We start from the raw sequence: 19,392 nt of genomic DNA, 5'->3' as shown, positions 1-19,392 counted from the left end.
GTTAAAGGAAGAATTTAGAAAGATTTATGAAACCTCAGAGAATCCGACAGAAGGACTGCTATCCATCTCGGAATGGTTGGCAAAATCCTCCAGTGTTTTTACCAAGAGTTGTCAAACAATCCGAAACTGGTTTGGAGAAATTATTAGTTATTTCGAGCGAAGGACCACGAATGGGGTGGTCGAGGGAATCAACAATAAACTTAAACTAATAAAACGGAGAGCCTATGGCTTTAGAAACTTTCGGAATTTTTGGGTTAGAAGTATGTTATCTTGGCATCTTGTCTGTTGATTTAGCATAAAGAGTAACGAAGAGCCACAAAGGACAACTACAACCACTGATCGCACCGCAAGCGATTCCGCCACCTGATTGACAACAGAGATCACAAGCTAAAGCTAAATTAGATAGCTCAAAGCCTCTGATTCCAGATAGTTTGGCTGTACTTACTTTTCTTGAAGTAGGTGGAATTTGAATGGGAAGATTCATGGTGATTTCTCCTTTTAATAACCTAGTCTCAAACAGATTTCACGGGCTAAGTAAGGCAATCTAAGTAGTCGTGCAAAATTAATTTCCTAGTGAAGATAGGCAAGAGGCAAGAGGCAAGAGGCAAGAGCGGGGTTAGATATGTGTAATTAATTTTGCCTAGGTACTTATCACAAACCTTGGGTTCGCTTTCAATCGCATTTGATGATCTAGTTAGAAACATCACATTTCTGAGAGATACATCAGGAACTTTTCTACTTTCTTGGGCGTAGTATTGTTCCAGATCGTCAGCGGTAAAGCTGAAGCCTATCTCAGAAGCCACTCCAACAGTAAGAGCTATTAAACTACGGACACCGGTTGTTGCTTCTAGACGACTTTGAATGTCTAGATCACTCTCAGCAATTTCATTAAACCGTCTGACGGCTTCGATAGACATAACTTCTCCTTTGATGTCTTAAGATTGAGACCAAGAACGGACTTGACCGATAGTGACAGGAATGACATCGCTAACATCAACGGTGAAACGAAAAACTCGATTAGAACGCTGGTTATTTTCGGGATCAAAGAAGCTTAATTTCACATCGTAGCAATCGGAATCGGGGCGACAAATCGGGCTTTTTTCTACGGAAATAGAATCCAGAACCCGTTGACTACCTGCGGCGCTTGCAATCGCCACTGAAGCTTGAAAAGCGTTAGTGGCTGAGAAATTTAAGGCTCGTTCTTGAGGAGTTGTCCCTAAATTGCGATAATCATAATAAATCCGATTCAAATAATCTTCAATTTGAGAGCGTAAACCGTCCTCTGTCAGATCAGCTGCACTCAGTCGAGGCATTACCGACCGCACTAAAGCTGGAACTGACCAGCTATACATCCCCCGTACTTCGGGAACAATCACAGGGACAACTTGACCAGACATTAAGCGAACACTACCGCCAATTACCCCAGGGACTGAGATTCGTTCAATATTTCCATCCCCTAAATAGGCACGGAGTCGATCAAATGTCACACTAGCATAAGCACCCACTGGCACAATAGCGTAAATAGGTGTTGCATCCAAACTCAGTGTCCAAATCAGGGATTGCGCCTCATAGGGATTTTGATTAAGATACTCTAACAAACTCGTATCAGCAGGCATGGCTTGGACAAAAGAATCTCGCCGTGCTTCTGTGCCGAAATCTGTGCCTAATTGACCAATTGCGTAAACAATTTGGGGCGCACCATTACCATTACCATTACCATTGCCACTACAGGCACAAGCAGAGGGGGTAATAGAAGGATTCACTTCATTGTTGGGGGTAACTGATATGGAATTAAGATTATAGCGGTGTGCAGTCGTATGAGGTACAGTGTCACGAGCTATAAACCATGCTAGGCAAAGCTTGGTTTGTATCTCACTCAAGCGCTTACCGCTATAGAAGGATTAATGGACACAATAGGAGCGGTTTTTGCTTGTGATCCCTCTGTTTCTAAGGCTGAGGGTAGAACAGCGAATTCTGAACTAACATTAGAGCTTTCAACCGATTGAAATGGCGTAATCTCATTGAGCGCATTACTTGATCCTTGAGAGATGTTATTAACTTCACTAATTTGCATCATGGGTTCTTCTTGGGTTTGATTAGACATGGGTTGAATTCCTCCTTGGGTAATTAGGGTGTAAGCTCCAGAAATATTAAGTCTTCCTACCAGACAGCGACGGCTATCGGTTAGGTGATCTTGATGGCAAGGCAAAGCACTTTTAAGAATGGCTTGACGAACACCATGAGGATCGGGGTTTTCTCCTTGTTGTAGTTGGATACTGAGCAAAAGAGCAATTATTCCCGATACAATGGGAGTGGCAAAACTTGTCCCACTTCTGAGAATGGTTCCGCCGTTGAGAGCCGCTCCTAAGATATTTTCACCGAGTGCCAGAATACCCTGATTTTGGTAAACTTTGCCCCAATTACTAAAATTGAGCGGTTTTCCTTGAGAATCCATTGCTCCTACGGCTAAAACCGATTCAAGAGCTGCTGGAAGATGCAGACATTCACAACCATCGTTTCCGGCCGCTGCGACGATCAGAACATTCCTTTCTTGGCATAAACGCACAGCATTAGCCAATAATTGGTCAGATTCAGGGGAAGCTGTTAATTGACCGCCGCTAATATTGATGACGTTAGCTCCTTGCTCAACCGCTTGAGTAATTGCTCGCGCTAGATCGATTTGAGAACAGGGAGCGAGTTTATCCCCTTGTCCATCACTGAAAATGGGTACGATTAAGCCACGACAATTAGGAGCGATTCCTTGAACCGAACCACCGTGTTGACCAAAAATAATGCTGGCAACATGGGTTCCATGTTGGGTGGCAAATCCTTGGTTGCTGACAGCGGGGATTAAAGTTGGTATCCGAGTTAATCGAGCTTGATGAAAACAGGGATGAGATTGATCCACATCTCCATCTAAGACGGCAACACATATACGCGGATCACCCAGCGTTTTCAGCCAAAGAGACTCTATTCCAGATAAATTGGGCATAATCACCAGAGATCTGCCTTATGAAATTTAAATTCGATGTTTTTGCTGAACGAGCAATACATCTTGACTTTTTTGGGGTTGAAAGTGATTTGTTTAATCACCTTTGATACCAGAATAAGTTTTATTTTGAGTAATGGCAATCTCTAAAGTTAATACTTTTCTAATAGGTTTTTTTGAGTAGAATATTAACTTTTATATTAGATTTATATTAGATTTGTATTAGATTTAAAGGGTCACTTTATGGCATGACTCCCTCATCCCTGAAAGTAGAACTAATGAATTAATCTGGCGGCTAAAATCCTCAAAACCCTTTTACCCTCTGACTTGTAGCGGTTTTAGGGGATGAAAAAAAAGCAGCAAAAAAGCGATCGCAATTCTTGAAAACAGACAGCGATCGCCTTCTTCCTTGAATAAAGAGATGCTATGATTAGATGATGAGTATTACTGTTTAAACAAGTATCATTCTCATGGCACAATCAATTTACGAAGGAACTTGGGAAGAAATTGCCGCCTATGCTTCTGAACTAAAAGGGCGAAGAGTTAGGCTAACTGTACTTGATTCTGTATCAGACGAAGAAAAGATACCCTCTAGTAACTCCCTCGCTGAAGTCCTTAAGGGAAAAGTGGGTATCATTGAAGGGGTTTCCCCAGACCTTTCTACCCACACAGGAGAAAAATTTGCCGATTTAATGCAGGAAAAACAGCTAAAAAGAGGGGACTTGTCTTGATTTTGTGTGATGCTTCTGCGCTTATTGCCTTACTAAGTCGAAGCGACAATAACCATCAACGCTGTGTTGCTGTTTTACCCTTTTTACAACCTCCTCTGATGACCACATGGCCATGCTTTGTCGAAGGGATGTATTTACTGGGAAGGGATGTGGGTTGGCTCGGACAAAAGGCTTTATGGAGTTATTTAGAAAATCAAGATTTATCATTATATTCTTTTGAATCATCAGACATTCAAAGAATGCGTTTCTTGATGGAACAATATCGAGATGTACCAATGGATTTAGCAGATGCTTCCTTAGTAGCGGCAGCAGAAGCTCTTAATCAAAGGCTGATTTTTACTTTAGATACAGATTTCTATATCTACCGATTTCAAGGCAAGCTATCTTTTGAAGTTATTCCTTAACCTAAAATTAATAAAGAGGTTTGTTGATTGGGTTATCTGGCTCATCCTGAGAATATCCATGGATTAAGATATTCGTATTGAGAAAAATCCTATCGGACATTAGCATCTTCTACACAAATATACTTACCTTCCCACTCAGAGGAATATTCAGGGGGAATGACAACTGTACCATGATGGAGAATCGTCTTAAATTCAATTGCTTCCATTCGTTAAGCTTTATAAAGTGTCATATCAAGTTTAACCCAATCAATTGATTGGTAGCGTTTTCAGAGAATGAAAAGAAAGCATAAAAAAGCGATCGCAATCCTTGAAAACAGACAGCGATCGCATTCTTCCTTGAATAAAGAGATGCTATGATTAGATGATGAGTATAACCTTCCAATTAGTTCTGGCTTTACTTTCCCGTGGGCAAGTCAAAATATCAGCCCATGGCTACGATGAACTAGCAAATGACGGTATTCTGGTAAGGGATGTGATAACAGGTATTAGAGAAGCTGTCATTCTCGAAGATTACCCGGAATATCCTAAAGGGCGTTGTGTGCTAGTCTTACAGAAAGATAGTCAGGGTAAACCCGTTCATGTGGTTTGGGGTATAGCCAAGAATACCGAATCGCCTGCTGTTCTAGTCACTGCCTATAGACCTGATCCAGCACGTTGGTCAAGTGATTTTACAAGGAGAAAACTATGACAAAAAAGCCTCACATTAAACTCATCCACATTGGAGAGTACATGGCTGAAGTGGAAGTCGAACTGATTGAGACTCCCGAAGGATGGTCGCCCTATTTATCATTAGAAGACGCTCAAAAATTAGATGATGTCCGGGAAGCCCTTCGTCAAGGTGATCTACAAAAAGCTTCCAATTTAGCACATCTTTACAAAATTACCCCTCTTACCGTTTAACTAAACTTTGACCAGAAAAAATTAAAAAGCGATCGCTATTCCTCAGAACAACACAGCGATCGCCTAACCGATAATTCTTCCCGAAGAATACGACGTAAATCGGACTGAGTGAGCGATCGCTCAGAAGGAGATTGGATATATTGTTTTAAAGCCTCATTAATTAGGGTTTGATAACCCATTCCTGCGGTTTCAGCCTGTTCTCGAAAATAAGCTAGAATCTCATCATCTAGATAAATGGTAATGCGTGTTTTTCCCGTAGAGGAAATGAGCGCCCCTCGTTTTCCTTTAGAAAAATCATATTCCTTTCTCATAAGTTTTTCTCTCTTGTTTTGTAGCACGACGAGCAGAAATCAAGCGAATGACTTCACCCCGCAAAGTATCACACGGATCGCCTTACCTTCCCACTTAGAGGAATATTCAGGGGGAATGACAACTGTGCCATGATGAAGAATCATTTTAAATTCAATCGCTTCCATTCGTTAAGTTTAATAAAGTGTTGTATCAAGTTTAACCCAATCAATCCAGGGAGTTTTAGGGGATGAAAAGAAGGCAGCAAAAAAGCGATCGCTTTTTCCCAATCAAATATAATTTAGCTAGAAAATTGCCAAAAAATCGCTATGCTCAACGGCTACAAAATTATTGATGCTGATTCCCACGTCATTGAACCCCCCGCAATGTGGGGCCAATACCTAGAACCTAAATTTAGGGAATTTGCTCCTTCTGCTGACATGAAAATCAAAGGAGAACCGATTAGTCAAAAAATCTCCCCACAAGTCCAAGCAGAAGGGAATAAGCAGATGATGCAAGCTCATCCCCATGCTTATCTCAATCGCTATAACCCGGAATCCCATGTTCAAGCAATGGTACAAATGGGGGTAGATAGGGCCTTTATTTATCCTACCTATGGACTGTGGTTATTTGCCATTGATAGCCTACCCGCCGAAGTGATGGGGGCTTTTGTCCGTGCCTATAATATATGGTTATCAGAAGAATATTGTAGCTATGACCCGGCTAGACTGAAAGGAGTCGCCGCAGTCAATCAACATGATCCCGAAGATATGGTCAAAGAGCTACACCGTATGGCAAACTTGGGCTGGAAAGCGGTTTTTTTGCGCCCTAACCCGGTTAAAGGCAGAATTTTGAGCGATCTAGCCTATGAACCCTTTTGGGCGGCCTGCGAGGATTTGGACATGGCTGTAGGAATTCATGAAGGCACTCATAGCCGCCTACCCACCACTGGTGCAGAGCGATTTAATAGTCGGTTTGCGCTTCATGCTTGTTCTCACCCGATGGAACAAATGATGGCGCTGTTAGCCTTAATTGAAGGGGGGGTGTTAGAACGTCATCCGAGGCTGAGAGTGGCGTTTCTAGAGTCCGGGTGTGGTTGGCTTCCCTATTGGTTATGGAAGCTTGACGAAGAATACAAAAATTTACATTGGGAAGTCCAAGATCGGGTAAAATTACTACCATCGGAGTATTTTCGCCGTCAATGTTACATTGCAGTGGAACCCTCTGAACCCTGTTTGGCTCAGGTCATTGATTTTATCGGTTCTGATAACTTAATCTTCGGGTCTGATTATCCTCACATGGATCATCAGGCTGATGGAGTAAAAAAAGTTATAGGACTTGAAGACAGCTTATCTCAGGAGATCGTTAAAAAAATCGTTTGGGAAAATCCTCAACGATTTTATGGTTTAGCCTCTTAAGGAAATTTTTTTTACAGAGTTTAGCCATCATTTAGCGTCTCTATTTTTTCCACAAATCTTCAAATCAAAGGAGTTTCTGCTCATGATTACATCTCAAAGTATCAAGCAATTACACAGCTTTGTTGTTAGTACCGATACCGATACCAATAAAGTTAAAGCTAAAGCTTCCCGTGCGTCAGATTCAGATGGGGTAAAGACTACACATAACTATTATAATCGAATTGTAAAACAGTGCAAAAAATTGGCTCAAATCGTAGCTATTTCTTGGCTAGAACATGAACATGAAAATGCTCTACAAATACGGCGGATATTTCTCCACTTTAAGAACAATGATTTTCAACGCCAAAGTCCGACCTATACAGATATGGTAGATTTACTAACAGGAAAAAAAGGAGATTTGTTAGAACCTTGGTTTCCCAATAATAGTTTTGGAGCAGTTTTTGATCAGGAAGAAATCGACTATTTTCTCATCCAGGTCAAATGGGATACCTTTGAAGGAAGTCTCCAAGAAATTCCTCAACCTTCTCTAGAACAAAAAGGGCCTTTCTTTATTATGACATTGCCCTATCCTCCCAAACCCAGTGCCGAGAATGTTAATTTAGATGATGTCCCGCGTGAATGGTTAACAAGCAAGGTAGATGTGAACAACACACAGGAAACAGTTAGCGATCCCTTTCCACCGGTTCCTTATCTTCCAACAACTTGTAGCTAATTAAATACCCATCACAAGACCTAGCCTAGCCATAGAATAAGTGTTAAACTTTAAACATGGGCTTATACTATGGCTTACTGGGTTAAAATATTATGGTGACTAACTATCGGATCCTTGAGAAAATATATGAAAGTAACAAAACCTCAGTTTATCGAGGAACTACACAGCCAGATAATCAACCTACTATTCTGAAAATTCTTAAAGAAAATTATCCAAGTGTTTCAGACCTTACACGCTACAAACAGGAATATGAAATTACTTCCTCTCTCAAGGTAGATAGTACCATTAAGTCCTATGATTTACAAAGACATGAGAATAGTTTAGTCATGTTTTTGGAGGATTTTGGTGGGCAATCTTTAGATTTATTGTTATCTCAACGTCAATTAGGCCCAGAAGAATTTTTAATCATTGCCATTCAGATAACAGAGGGATTAGCGGCCATTCATAACGCTAATATTATTCACAAAGATATTAATCCATCTAACATTGTTTATAATCGGCAAACTCAAAAACTTAAAATTATTGATTTTGGAATTGCTACCCATTTATCTCAAGAAATTCAAACCTTTTGTTCTCCCTATCAATTAGAAGGAACATTAGCTTATATTGCCCCAGAACAAACTGGAAGAATGAATCGAAAACTCGATTATCGGAGTGATTTTTATAGTCTGGGGGTAACTTTTTATGAACTTTTAACTAATAAACGTCCATTTGAAACAACTGATCCGATGGAGTTAGTTCATTGTCATATCGCACAACATCCCTTACCCCCTCATGAAATCACCTCAGATATTCCCTTAGCAATTTCTAATATAGTTATCAAATTATTAGCGAAAACCCCAGAAGAAAGATATCAAAGTGCTTGGGGAATCAAAGCAGATTTAGAAACCTGCTTGAACCAATTACAGTCTCAAGGACAAATATTGCCCTTTTCTCTCGGAAAACTGGATATTTTTGAAAAGTTTCAGATTCCCCAAAAACTTTATGGTCGAGAACAAGAAATTACTCAACTGTTGACAACATTTGAGCGAGTTATTCAGGGAACAAAAGAAATAATTCTCATTTCCGGTTATTCAGGTATTGGCAAGACTGCTTTAGTCAGTGAAATTCACAAACCGATTACAGAACAAAAAGGCCAGTTTATTCGGGGTAAATTTGAGCAATTACAGGGAGACATACCTTATTCAGCCATTGCTAAAGCTTTTCAAGACTTAATATATACAGTTTTGAGTGAACCGGAAGTTATTCTACAAAACTGGAAAACAAAATTGTTAGAAGCTTTAGATGGTAATGGAAAAATTATTATTGATATAATCCCCGAAGTTGCCAAAATCATTGGACAACAGCATCCCGTTGAAACACTTAGTAAAACTGAAAATCAAAATCGATTTCATAGAGTCTTTAAAAGATTTATGAATGTCTTTTTAACAAAAGAGCATCCATTAGTTATTTTTATTGATGATTTACAATGGGCAGATTTACCTTCTTTGAATTTAATTGAACAATTAATTTCAGATCCAGAGCTTCAATATTGTCTCTTGATAGGGGCTTATCGAGATAATGAAGTCAGTTCAACTCATCCACTAAGACGGACTTTAGAAAAAATTCAGCAAGCAAAAGTCACAATTAACCAAATTATCCTTAAACCCCTAAAAATAAATCATGTTAATCAATTAATTGCTGATACCCTGATTTGTTCAACAGAATTGACAAAACCCTTAGCTCAATTAGTTTTCAAAAAAACAAACGGAAATCCTTTTTTCCTAAGTCAACTTCTCTATTCTTTATACCAAGAAAAGTTATTAAGACTTAACATCGGTCAATCTTTTTTAAACTCAGAAGATAATCCCCAAGGTTATTGGCAATGGGATATTAAACAAATTGAAAGGGTCTCCCTCACCGATAATGTCATTGAATTGATGGTCAATAAAATCAAAAAAATAGATGATAAAACTCAACAGGTTATCAAATTAGCTGCTTGTATTGGCCATGAATTTAACTTAAAAATTCTGGCTCTGCTCAACCAGAAATCTCAAATTATCACGGCTAGAGAATTACAGTCTGCTCTTGATATGGGTTTGATTATTCCCCTAGACAATAACTATAAAGTTCCTTTGCTGTTAGATTTAGAAGAATTATCAAACAACCGTGCTGAAAATTCTTTATCTGTCTGTTATAAATTTTTACATGATCGAGTACAACAAGCTTCTTATTCTCTTATATCAGAGGAAGAAAAAAGAGAAGTTCATCTAGAGATTGGCCGTCTCCTCCTCAAAGATATTCAAGAAGATGATTTACACAATCACCTTTTTGATATTGTTAATCACTTTAATAAGGGAGCTACTTTAATCACTAAACAATCAGAAAAAAATGAGTTAGCTAAATTAAATCTTCAAGCAGCAAAAAAAGCAAAAGCTTCAACTGCTTATGGAGTTGCATTAATATTTTTAGAAGAAAGTTTAGCATTGTTAGGTAATAATAGCTGGACAAATCAATATCAGTTAACGTTAGAAATTCAGATAGAGTTGTTAGAAACTCTCTACCAGAATACACAGTGGGAGCGCATGAAAGAGCTATCTACAGATATTTTAGAAAAAGTGACTAACATTCTTGATAGAGTCAAAATTTATGAACTAGAAATCTTGTCCTATTACGCTCAATTTCGGCCAGATATAGCTATTAAGGTCGCACTTATTGCTTTAGAACAATTGGGAATCAATATTAACCAAAATCAAGAAGGTGTCACTGAGAGAAAAATCAAAAATAAAATTAAGCAACAAACCAAATCCTTGAAATTACTATTAAAAGATAAAAAAGTTGAAGACTTAGTTGACTTACCAAAAATGACCGATCCTTATAAGCTTGCCGCTATTTCAGTAATGCAAAAGGTTACAACTGCTTTAGCGACAACAAATTTTGCATTATTTGTTGAAATTGTATTAATTCAGCTTAATTTTTGCCTTAATTATAACAATCCTCCTCAGGCCGCCGCTACTTATAGTCTCTATGGAGTGCTTTTATGTGGAATTGTAGAAGACTTTGATTTTGGTTATCAGTTTGGACAACTATCTATGGCACTCTTAGAACAAGATAATATTAATAGGATAGAGCCTTTTATTATTCATGAGTATTATGGTTTTATCATGTATTGGAAAGAGCATATTAATCAAAAAATAATCTTAGAACAGTTACTGAATAGTTTACAAAAACTTATCAATGTGGGGCATAATGAATACGTTTCTTATCTGGCTTTAGATTATTGCTTAATCAAATTTTTCGGAGGATGTAATTTAGAAGAGTTAGATCAAGATTATTACAAATGTAGCCAATTAATTCAATCTCTTAACCTTGATTATTCTCGTAATTATACAGAAATATGCAGCAATATAGTTGTTAATTTAATTTGTATTGATCAACCTAAATATATTCTTTTAATTGGTAAATCCCAAGATCAAGAAGCACAGTATATAGAAGATTTTACCAAAAATAATCATCAATGGTTGTTGTTTATTCACTATTTTGGCAAAATGTTTATTAATTATTTTTTAAAAAATTGGTTCAATGCTTTAAATAATAGTCATTATGCAGATAAATATGTGATCGCAATTGTTGGACATATCTGGAAACCACACCATACTTTTTTCTTCTCCCTTTCTCATCTTGCCTATTATCCTAGTTGTAATAGAGAGCAACAAAAAGAATTATTAAAACAAATTAATAGAAATTTAAACCACCTGAAGAATTATGCTAGTCACTGTCCTGAAAACTTTCAACATAAACATGATTTAGTCGAAGCAGAAAAAGCCAGAGTCTTGGGTCAAAACTGGAAAGCTCAAGAATTTTATGAAAAAGCAATTCAAGGAGCAAAGAAATATGAATTTATTCATGAAGAGGCTTTAGCTTATGAACGTGCCTCTGAATTTTATTTTACTTTAGGTAGAGAAGAAATCGGTAAATTATATCTCAGAAATGCCTATCATTGTTACATTCGTTGGGGTGCAAAGGCCAAAGTTAAACAATTAGAAGAAGAATACCCTCAATATTTATTAGGTATCAGCAATCAAAACAAATCTAAAGGACTGAGTACCACCATTTCAACTACTGGTAATGATGGAGCAGTTCTTGATTTAACGACTATTCTCAAAGCCTCGCAAGCAATTTCCGGAGAAATTAAACTGGAAAATCTCCTAACAAATTTAATGAAAATTGTTATTGAAAATGCAGGAGCGCAGAAAGGTTGTCTGATTTTAGAACAGCAAGGAAATTGGGTCATTGAAGCTCAAGGAACAATTGCTCAAGAAACGGTTAATATCTTACAGCCAATTCCCATAGAATCTATCGACCATGACACTTCAATTCCCATTCTACCCACTAGCATTATTAATTATGTCGCTCGTACAAAAGAAACTATCGTTTTAAACGATGCCACTTCATCAGGTCAATTTACCAATGATTATTATATTTTGGCTAAACAAACTAAATCTATTCTTTGTATTCCTTTACTCAATCAAGGTCAATTAAAAGGAATTGTTTATTTAGAAAATAATTTAACAACAGGCGCATTTACCTCAGAAAGAGTTGAACTATTAAATATTCTAGCAGCTCAAGCCGCTATCTCTATTGATAACTCAAGACTCTATCAAACCTTAGAACAAAGAGTAGAAGAACGGACAAAAGAACTCACAAACACTTTAGAGGTACTGAAAGCAACCCAAGCAGAACTTATCTTTGAAAATGACCTGCTTAAAAGTGCTGAACAACCTCCCAAATTTGTCTATCAAGTGGGGGGCAGTTTACCGATGGATGCACCGAATTATGTGGTTCGACAAGCTGATCGCAATCTTTATAAAGCTCTCAGACAAGGTCTATTTTGCTATGTTTTAAATGCACGTCAAATGGGAAAATCTAGCTTAATGGTGCGGATGATGAGCCAATTACAAAAGGAGGGAATTAGATGTGCAGTAATTGACTTAACTCGGCTAGGAACAGACAATATTACCCCCGAACAATGGTATAAAGGATTAGCCGTTGATCTGCTCCGCAGTTTTGGATTAATCAAACAATTGAAAACTTTTAAAGCTTGGTGGAATGAACAATTAGACCTGCCTCCTGTACAACGATTAGGACAATTTATGGAAGAGTTTCTTCTAGTTAATGACGATTTTAATCAGCGGCAATCTGGAAAATCGACTGTTATATTTATTGATGAAATTGATAGCATTTTAGGGTTAAAATTTGATGTCTCTGACTTTTTTGCTTTAATTCGTTCTTTTTATAACCAGAGAGCGATTCAACCTCAATTTCAAGAGCTAACTTTTGCCTTTTTTGGTGCTACCACACCTTCAGCTTTAATTACTGACCCCCAGAAAACACCTTTTAATATTGGTAACGCTATTGAATTAGCAAGTTTTAAAGAACACGAAGCTCAACCTTTATTATATGGGTTAACAGAAAAAGTCAGTAATCTTCAGACAATGCTCAAACAAGTCTTAAGCTGGACGGGAGGGCAACCTTTCTTAACTCAAAAACTCTGTCAACTGATGCGGGATAGTGAGCAACCAATCCCCTCTAATCAAGAAGAACAATGGTTAGCTCAGTTAGTAGCAGAAAAAATTATTCAAGATTGGGAGATGCAGGATCAACCCGAACATTTAAAAACTATTCAAGATCGCCTTCTTCAAAGTCCAAACCGAACCCAATTATTAACCTTGTATCGACAAATTCTGCATCAAGAAGCAATACAGATTGATAACAATCCCTATTTACCTGAGTTATTTTTATCTGGATTAGTGGTAAAACGCCATGGTAAAATAGACGTTCATAATCGGATTTATCAGACGATATTTAATACTGATTGGCTTGAGCGATCGCTATCTTAATATCATGGTTCAAACATTTATTTATACTGAACCAGTATATTGACTTATAAAGTATTTTTGATACAAATGACAACTGACAATTGCTTGATTTTCTCTGAGTTTAATTAAACCCATACTATTAAGTTTATAAGCAATAATTGGATCGACTATCATTGGTTGATTCCCTTGACAAATCTGTTGAAAAATATCGGCAAGTTCGGGTTGTTTTTGTAAAGTGACCCAGTGCAGCTGTAAATGAGAGGAATAAATTCCCGTTGATGTAATTGCTGATTTGATTAAATCTGGCATCGTGATTCGCTCTTGGCTAAGATGATAAATCGCTAAATGAATCAAGGCAGGATGTCCTCCCACTAAGTCGATCAACTGTTGAATTTCGTTGGTTGCTAATTCATTTAATTGATATTTTTTTGCCAATTCTGCCACTTGTTCTTGATCAAAACCCTGTAACTCTATGGGTAATCCCACATTAAAAGGAGACTGTTCTAATCGCAGAGAAACATAAGATTCTGTGGATTGAACAATAATTAAACGTAATTTCTGCCACAGGGGAGATCGCTTAGATTCTTCATAACAAGCTCTGATTAAAGGTAAAAAATCTTCTGCTACTTTCGGATGTTCAAAGACTCGATGCACTTCGTCTAAAGCCAATACCAGTGGCTGTTTTATCTCTCGTAAAATATACTCTTCAAAATAAATTGTCCAACTCATTTTAATTCCTATATCTTCATCCCAATAATCATCTAATTTGGCTTCTAAATTCAACTGCCGAGCGCAATTACGGCAGATCCAGCGTAAGAACTTGTTAAAATTTGCTATGATGTCTTGGTCTGCTTTTTGTAAATCTAAACTAACAATTTGATAACCGAATTGCTGTTGACAAGCCTCTAAAATTGTTAATAATAAAGACGTTTTTCCCCATTTTTTGGGAGCTTTAATGCGTACTAACGCCCCAGATTGTCCGATTTCCTCGATAATTTTTGCTTCAAGTTTTGTTCGTTTTAGATAATAATAAGAATTATAGGGAACAGGAGCATCTGGGTATTCTGGACGCTCATTTTGGAGATATTCATTACCGCAATACTGAAGCGATGTGGAGTTGGTAAAATGAGATTGTAGTCTAGATAAAAAATTTTTCTTATTGATCGGTTCTCCGATCAGTTGCGAGAGTCTATGATAGAGTTCTGGGGCAACTACATTGGCAAGATAGCTGCTACTATAACCGTTTTCTTGGGCAATTTCTTGATAGTTCTTTTTCTGCCAAAGTCCTCGCAATAATAATTGTTCTGTGTCATTGAGACAGCGATTCTCAAGCTTGAGCAGTTGCCGATTAAGAATCTCTTGGATTTCCTCGAATTTCATTATTTTTGTCTAAGGTAAGAAGATTTGATGGAATAGATTATTTGATTTTTCAGTTCCGTTGCAGCCAGAAAACCTGAATCTTGACATAACAGCACCGATTCAAAATAGAATTGGTATATTTGACAAACAAGCTGACGAGAACCAGTAACCGACAAAATTGTGCGATGGCAACCCTGAGAGGGATTCCATTCCCCTCTTGCTAGGAAATTATAGCATTTCTTGTCAAGGTCAATTACACGGGAGCAATTATCTCTTGATCATTTCTATCAAAACCCCTAAGTCTTCCGCGTCTAACCCCTCGATAATCCTATTAACAATTAGTTCGGAAAAATCCTCACAGGAGTTGACTAGACAGGGTTTTAGCAATCAGATGTACTGCATTTCAACTGCCTATTGAGAATTTTAGTACAGTGGCTGCTCCCAATCTTCGCGACAACGGTGAACAGTTACTGTTCATCCCTCAATACACTTGCTCCCAGAGCTTCTAGGGTTTCTTGCAGCATTTCAGCGCGAGAGAAATTACCCTGATTTTTCAATAATTGTAGGCCTTTTTGCCAAATCTCTATCGCCTCATTATAACTACCGAAAGCTATATAAGCAACCCCTAGATTTTGGTAAATAGTGGGATTATCCGGGTTTAACTTGAGAGCTTTTTTATAAGCTTTAATCGATTCTGGTAGCCGGTGCAGTTGTTTGAGAACCAGTCCTAAATTATAGTAACCATCGGCATAGCTAGGATCAATTTCTACGGTTTTCTCAAAGATAGATAAGGCCGTTTCGTATTTTTCTGCTTCGTATAATAACCCACCTAAATTATTATAAGCACCCAGTTTTAATTTATCTAAAATTGGCTGCTTAATCGCTTTAATAAAATTATCGGCTGATTGCTTAAATTCCTCTACTGAATAATAATAATTAGCGAGATGATAATACAACTCGTATAAAATATGCGGATTAGAGCCATGGCATTTTAAACCGTGTTTGAGCAGCTTAAAACCCTCTTTATCCCTGCCAATCTTCAGATATAACCCTCCCAATTTACTACACACATAGGGATCGTGGGGATGTTGCTGATAAAAACCCTCCATCGCTTTTCTTGCCCGTTCAAACTTATCTAAGCTGGCTATTTTATCCACGGTGTAACCGTAGTGAAAGATAGCAATTTCTGGCAGTTCAACTATTTTCCAATTAGGCTCTTTTTTTAATAAAATAGCCACATTATCATCAATAATTGAGTGATAGGGACGGGTAAAAGTGACCTGAGGATGTCGGCGAAATAGCCGCGAAATTAGAGAATAAGGTGATTGTATGGCTCCGATTTCATGGCGGATTAAATTAATCACTAAATTTTCCTCTTTTTCCATTGCCCGACGCATTTTCGGTACGATAGCGGCATTTAATTCCTCATCAGCATCAAGGACTAAAATCCAATCGCCAGTAACATATTTTAAAGCCTCATTTCTGGCATCGGAAAAATTACCCCGCCAATCGTAGCTAGGAACTATGGCACCGTAACTTTGAGCAATAGCAATCGTATCATCGGTCGAACCCGTATCCATAACGATCATCTCATCCACCACCCCTTTAACGCTATCCAAACAGCGCCGGAGATTTTCGGCTTCATTTTTGACAATCATGCAGAGACTAAGTTTAGGCATAACTTTACTCACTCTAGCGGTCAATCTTGAGGGATAGCGGCTAATCAATAACCCACTGATTAGCGCTCACCGATTATCGATCATCCTCTGAGTCTACCTTAAACCGTTCTACCGAAGAAAGCAGCTCCCGGGAGATACTCACCAATTTTTGCAGAGAACCCGCCACCCGTTGGGATTCTTGGGAAGTTTCCTGAGCAGTCAACTCCACCGACTGCATAACTTGGGCGACATTGAGGGAATTTTCCCGTTGTTTGACCGTATCGGCGGTAATCGATCGCACCAGCGTATCGATGCGATTAGAAACTTGGATAATATCTTCTAGGGACTTCTTCGCCTGTTCCGAGCGCTCGGTGACATCGATAACCTGTTGAATCCCTTCCTCCATCGCCGTCATTACCGAACCCGTTTCCGATTGGATATGTAAAACGATCTGTTCAATTTCCTTAAGCGATTTAGCAGCTCTATCGGCCAACTGACGCACCTCATCGGCCACAACCGCAAAACCGCGGCCCGCCTCTCCTGCTCGCGCCGCTTGAATCGAGGCATTAAGAGCCAATAAATTGGTCCGCGAGGCAATCTGAGAGACTACCGCGACAATTTTCGAGATTTCCTGGGAAGCTTCCGCCAAACGCTTGACTTTTCGCGCCGTTTCTGATACTGTCTCGCGGATTTGTAGAATTCCCGCCACGGTTCTTTCCACGGAATCGCCCCCCTTCAGGGCGGTAATCGAGGAAGTGCGAGCGACTTCTTCGGCTTCTCTGGCGTTTTCTGCCACCCGTTGAATTGAGTCGGTCATCATCTGTACCGAATTAAGGGTGACGGCCAATTCCTCCGCCATCCGCAGGGCATCGCTAGACTGATTGCGGGCGAAAGATTCACTATTGGTACTGCCTTGATTCACCTGTTTTGCCGCTTTTTTCACCTGTCGGACAATTTCGCGCAGGTTTTGGATAGTCAAATTAAAAGCATCGGCCACCGCCCCTAAAACATCGGCGCTTACCTCCGCTTCCACGGTCAGATCTCCCCGAGCCGCTCCTTCCACATCATCGAGAAGTCGAATCACTTGCCGTTGTAAGTCTTCCCGTTCCCGTTCCGTTTCGGCGGCGCGGCGTTGGGCTTCCGTGGTGGTAACTACCACCACCCGAGCCATCTGATTGAAACGATTGGCCAGTTGACCGAATTCATCTTCCGAGTAGATCGTCGCTTTAGCGTTAAAATTACCTTCCGAGAGATGCTCGAATTGGCTTTGCAGATCGTTGAGACTGCGCTTAATCTGACTAATTAGCAACTGTAAACCTAGCCAAGTCAGGGCCAGGGTTCCCAGTCCGGTTAATAACATCATGGTTAGTACCGGTTGACTGAAGGGGGAAAGACTGGCTGATGCGGGCGGTTTCGGGGCCGGTTTGGGGGCAACCTTTTCGGTTTTTGCCTGGCTATTCGGGGCTGGTTTGGCAGCCAAGAGCGTAGAAAGCCAAGAGGTGGTACTAACGGCAAAAATTATGATCACAGGGGTAATACCCGCTAAAGCCGCTAGGATTAGTTGTTTTTTGCCTAAAGAAGCGTTGACAAAAAAGCCTAATTTGCCCGGATTGACTTCCACCACTGGCTTGAGCAAGCGCTCGGAAGCATGGGTAAGATGACTATCTCTTTTGTCATTGGGGGTTTTTAGACGAGAAGGATTAAATCTAGGCTCTCCCACACCAGAACTGGCATTAAGGCGCGCACTGGGTTCGGGGAGAAAACCACCACTTAAAGCTTCCCCCCCCGAAGGGGTAAATAGCTCCCAGTCCCCCAGTCCTTGAACCGTATCCGTCAGAGCCAGTGGGGAAAAACCGTCTAAATCCTCATCATTGAGTTCTGGTTGCCCAAAATCTCCGGTTTCGTCTTCCTCGTCTCTTTTTTGAGTGACTCTGCCCTGATTAGGGCCAGTTTTTGCCCCTTGTGGGTGGGTCGATTCCAGGTCAATGGCAAAAGTGCTTTCTTCTAGGGTATCCCTATAGGATAACTCCTGATCTCTACCGGTGAGGGGATTTCCCCCCAGAGCAGAGGAAACCATAAAAGTGGCTTCTCCCGTTGACCCTAACTCACCGTCCCACCCTTCCTCCAGCGAGTCAATCTCCGCCGCTTCTAAAAAGGGGAAAGGGGCTTCCCCCTCCGCCGAATCGCTAGACCACTGGGAACCGTGAGAGCCAGGGCCCGGCAGGGTAAGGGAACTAAAGGCGGTTTCCTCCGATTCCTCAAAATCATCGTCATAGGAATGGACTTTACTTACCGTAGGCTCGCTGGGATCCTCCTCATTGAAAAGACTACCATTCCAATCCAGCCCTTTATTTTGTCCATCGGGGTCAGCCCCTTGCGACTTCCTAGAGCGAGAATGGTTAAAACCTTGACCTAGATCGAACGCTGCCTCGCTGTAGGCAATGCTTTCCGTAGCAGCGATCGTAAAATCTCCCTCCTCGGCTTCAAAACCAAATTGCCGAATCTGATCGAGACCACGCTGGGCATAATCGACTAGATCGGAGCTATTGGGAGAATTTTTAGCCAATTGCAGCACTTTTTCGTAACGTTCCTCCGCCAATCTGTATTGTTGTAGTCCTAGATGAATGTGACCCTGTAAAAGCATGACATTGGCATCCTCGGGATACTTGCTGATCATCTCTTTGACAATGACGGCGGCATCCTCAAGGTTGCCCTGGCAATAGGCGGTGTTAGCCTTTCTATAAAGTTTTGCGTATTCTGTCCCTGACGGCATTTGCCCCTCCCTTAGTAAAGTTAAATGAAGTAGTTAGTAGTTTCAAGAAAGAATTCCTATAAATCCTATTCTGCTATTTTTTTCAGGTTTTAAGCCGCCCAACGGGCAAAACGGAGTATGGCCAGATGATCGAGTAGTCTTAAGGTTTTTTTTGATTCTTGGCCCAGAATCCACTCTCCCTGCACATAGAGGGCGATCTGATCGGGAATACTGGCCGCACTACCTAGTTTATCTGGGTCGAGCCATTCCATATCTCCCAAACGTTCCACCGCTAAACCGAGGATCGTTTCCTCTTCTTTGAT

Annotated in this window: 16 protein-coding genes and 1 pseudogene; 8 read left to right on the top strand and 9 right to left on the bottom strand. The window is 39.8% G+C overall.

Going from position 1 to position 19,392, the window contains the following annotated elements; translation table 11 throughout:
* Window positions 1-289 (top strand): transposase (locus tag O9324_RS10485; protein ID WP_288140150.1); only part of this gene is annotated, 289 nt, incomplete at its 5' end.
* Here the strand turns inward: O9324_RS10485 and O9324_RS10480 are convergent.
* The 4 genes from O9324_RS10480 to O9324_RS10465 form a co-directional block, all read right to left on the bottom strand.
* On the bottom strand, window positions 266-484 hold the full coding sequence (locus O9324_RS10480; protein WP_288140149.1) for a hypothetical protein: 219 nt from the start codon (window positions 482-484) through the stop codon (window positions 266-268). The two genes, O9324_RS10485 and O9324_RS10480, sit on opposite strands and share 24 nt — an antisense overlap.
* A 46-nt stretch (window positions 485-530) precedes the next feature.
* Entirely contained in the window at window positions 531-917 is a 387-nt protein-coding gene (locus tag O9324_RS10475; RefSeq protein ID WP_288140148.1) for a Nif11-like leader peptide family natural product precursor, read from the bottom strand.
* 18 nt (window positions 918-935) lie between these two features.
* Complete coding sequence (locus O9324_RS10470) at window positions 936-1,763, bottom strand: cyanobactin maturation protease PatG family protein (RefSeq protein ID WP_052600855.1); 828 nt, start codon at window positions 1,761-1,763, stop codon at window positions 936-938.
* A gap of 113 nt (window positions 1,764-1,876) precedes the next feature.
* Window positions 1,877-2,992 carry a S8 family serine peptidase gene (locus tag O9324_RS10465; RefSeq protein WP_002766681.1) on the bottom strand — a complete coding sequence of 372 codons (1,116 nt, stop codon included), beginning with the start codon at window positions 2,990-2,992 and terminating at the stop codon, window positions 1,877-1,879.
* Between the two features lie 467 nt (window positions 2,993-3,459).
* Here O9324_RS10465 and O9324_RS10460 point away from each other — a divergent pair, with 467 nt between their 5' ends.
* From O9324_RS10460 to O9324_RS10445, 4 genes are all read left to right on the top strand, one after another.
* Window positions 3,460-3,720, top strand: coding sequence for a hypothetical protein (locus O9324_RS10460; protein ID WP_002766683.1), 261 nt, complete (start codon window positions 3,460-3,462; stop codon window positions 3,718-3,720).
* Complete coding sequence (locus tag O9324_RS10455) at window positions 3,717-4,124, top strand: type II toxin-antitoxin system VapC family toxin (protein WP_002766685.1); 408 nt, start codon at window positions 3,717-3,719, stop codon at window positions 4,122-4,124. The genes O9324_RS10460 and O9324_RS10455 overlap by 4 nt, the downstream gene beginning before the upstream one ends.
* 364 nt (window positions 4,125-4,488) lie before the next feature.
* Window positions 4,489-4,812, top strand: coding sequence for a DUF4258 domain-containing protein (locus tag O9324_RS10450; RefSeq protein WP_043996513.1), 324 nt, complete (start codon window positions 4,489-4,491; stop codon window positions 4,810-4,812).
* Window positions 4,809-5,024 carry a hypothetical protein gene (locus O9324_RS10445; protein WP_002757627.1) on the top strand — a complete coding sequence of 72 codons (216 nt, stop codon included), beginning with the start codon at window positions 4,809-4,811 and terminating at the stop codon, window positions 5,022-5,024. The genes O9324_RS10450 and O9324_RS10445 overlap by 4 nt, the downstream gene beginning before the upstream one ends.
* 35 nt (window positions 5,025-5,059) lie before the next feature.
* On the opposite strand, the gene O9324_RS10440 is transcribed toward O9324_RS10445, so the two are convergent.
* Window positions 5,060-5,335 (bottom strand): BrnA antitoxin family protein, encoded by a 276-nt coding sequence (locus O9324_RS10440; RefSeq protein WP_002785377.1) that lies wholly within the window; start codon window positions 5,333-5,335, stop codon window positions 5,060-5,062.
* Window positions 5,336-5,641: 306 nt separating this feature from the next.
* Here O9324_RS10440 and O9324_RS10435 point away from each other — a divergent pair, with 306 nt between their 5' ends.
* The 3 genes from O9324_RS10435 (at window position 5,642) to O9324_RS10425 (ending at window position 13,321) form a co-directional block, all read left to right on the top strand.
* Window positions 5,642-6,730, top strand: coding sequence for an amidohydrolase family protein (locus O9324_RS10435; protein ID WP_287630284.1), 1,089 nt, complete (start codon window positions 5,642-5,644; stop codon window positions 6,728-6,730).
* 82 nt (window positions 6,731-6,812) lie between these two features.
* Window positions 6,813-7,442: a hypothetical protein gene (locus O9324_RS10430; protein ID WP_287630285.1), complete on the top strand. Its 630-nt coding sequence runs from the start codon at window positions 6,813-6,815 to the stop codon at window positions 7,440-7,442.
* A gap of 92 nt (window positions 7,443-7,534) precedes the next feature.
* Window positions 7,535-13,321: an AAA family ATPase gene (locus O9324_RS10425; RefSeq protein ID WP_288140147.1), complete on the top strand. Its 5,787-nt coding sequence runs from the start codon at window positions 7,535-7,537 to the stop codon at window positions 13,319-13,321.
* A 21-nt stretch (window positions 13,322-13,342) separates the two neighbouring features.
* Here O9324_RS10425 and O9324_RS10420 read toward each other — a convergent pair whose 3' ends face one another.
* The 4 genes and pseudogenes from O9324_RS10420 to O9324_RS10405 all read right to left on the bottom strand — a co-directional run.
* A complete protein-coding gene (locus tag O9324_RS10420) occupies window positions 13,343-14,680 on the bottom strand; it encodes an AAA-like domain-containing protein (RefSeq protein WP_287730055.1) in 1,338 nt (445 codons plus the stop codon).
* 446 nt (window positions 14,681-15,126) lie between these two features.
* Window positions 15,127-16,338: a glycosyltransferase gene (locus tag O9324_RS10415; protein ID WP_287730057.1), complete on the bottom strand. Its 1,212-nt coding sequence runs from the start codon at window positions 16,336-16,338 to the stop codon at window positions 15,127-15,129.
* 73 nt (window positions 16,339-16,411) lie between these two features.
* A complete protein-coding gene (locus tag O9324_RS10410; protein WP_288140146.1) occupies window positions 16,412-19,090 on the bottom strand; it encodes a methyl-accepting chemotaxis protein in 2,679 nt (892 codons plus the stop codon).
* 89 nt (window positions 19,091-19,179) lie between these two features.
* A pseudogene (locus O9324_RS10405) lies at window positions 19,180-19,392 on the bottom strand (chemotaxis protein CheW); the annotation flags it as partial.

It is taken from the genome of Microcystis sp. LE19-84.1B (assembly GCF_027531875.1).
In the GTDB taxonomy this organism is placed as follows: domain Bacteria; phylum Cyanobacteriota; class Cyanobacteriia; order Cyanobacteriales; family Microcystaceae; genus Microcystis; species Microcystis panniformis.
The sequence above is the reverse complement of the archived record's forward strand: the minus strand, read 5'-3'. Positions and strand labels throughout refer to the sequence as shown.

Excerpts from the sequence above, each read along its gene's own strand:
- O9324_RS10475 (WP_288140148.1), bottom strand. The coding sequence starts at position 917 with ATGTCTATCGAAGCCGTCAGACGGTTTAATGAAATTGCTGAGAGTGAT.
- O9324_RS10420 (WP_287730055.1), bottom strand. The coding sequence starts at position 14,680 with ATGAAATTCGAGGAAATCCAAGAGATTCTTAATCGGCAACTGCTCAAG.
- O9324_RS10465 (WP_002766681.1), bottom strand. The coding sequence starts at position 2,992 with ATGCCCAATTTATCTGGAATAGAGTCTCTTTGGCTGAAAACGCTGGGT.
- O9324_RS10410 (WP_288140146.1), bottom strand. The coding sequence starts at position 19,090 with ATGCCGTCAGGGACAGAATACGCAAAACTTTATAGAAAGGCTAACACC.
- O9324_RS10445 (WP_002757627.1), top strand. The coding sequence starts at position 4,809 with ATGACAAAAAAGCCTCACATTAAACTCATCCACATTGGAGAGTACATG.
- O9324_RS10425 (WP_288140147.1), top strand. The coding sequence starts at position 7,535 with ATGGTGACTAACTATCGGATCCTTGAGAAAATATATGAAAGTAACAAA.
- O9324_RS10460 (WP_002766683.1), top strand. The coding sequence starts at position 3,460 with ATGGCACAATCAATTTACGAAGGAACTTGGGAAGAAATTGCCGCCTAT.
- O9324_RS10450 (WP_043996513.1), top strand. The coding sequence starts at position 4,489 with ATGAGTATAACCTTCCAATTAGTTCTGGCTTTACTTTCCCGTGGGCAA.
- O9324_RS10480 (WP_288140149.1), bottom strand. The coding sequence starts at position 484 with ATGAATCTTCCCATTCAAATTCCACCTACTTCAAGAAAAGTAAGTACA.
- O9324_RS10415 (WP_287730057.1), bottom strand. The coding sequence starts at position 16,338 with ATGCCTAAACTTAGTCTCTGCATGATTGTCAAAAATGAAGCCGAAAAT.
- O9324_RS10430 (WP_287630285.1), top strand. The coding sequence starts at position 6,813 with ATGATTACATCTCAAAGTATCAAGCAATTACACAGCTTTGTTGTTAGT.
- O9324_RS10435 (WP_287630284.1), top strand. The coding sequence starts at position 5,642 with ATGCTCAACGGCTACAAAATTATTGATGCTGATTCCCACGTCATTGAA.
- O9324_RS10440 (WP_002785377.1), bottom strand. The coding sequence starts at position 5,335 with ATGAGAAAGGAATATGATTTTTCTAAAGGAAAACGAGGGGCGCTCATT.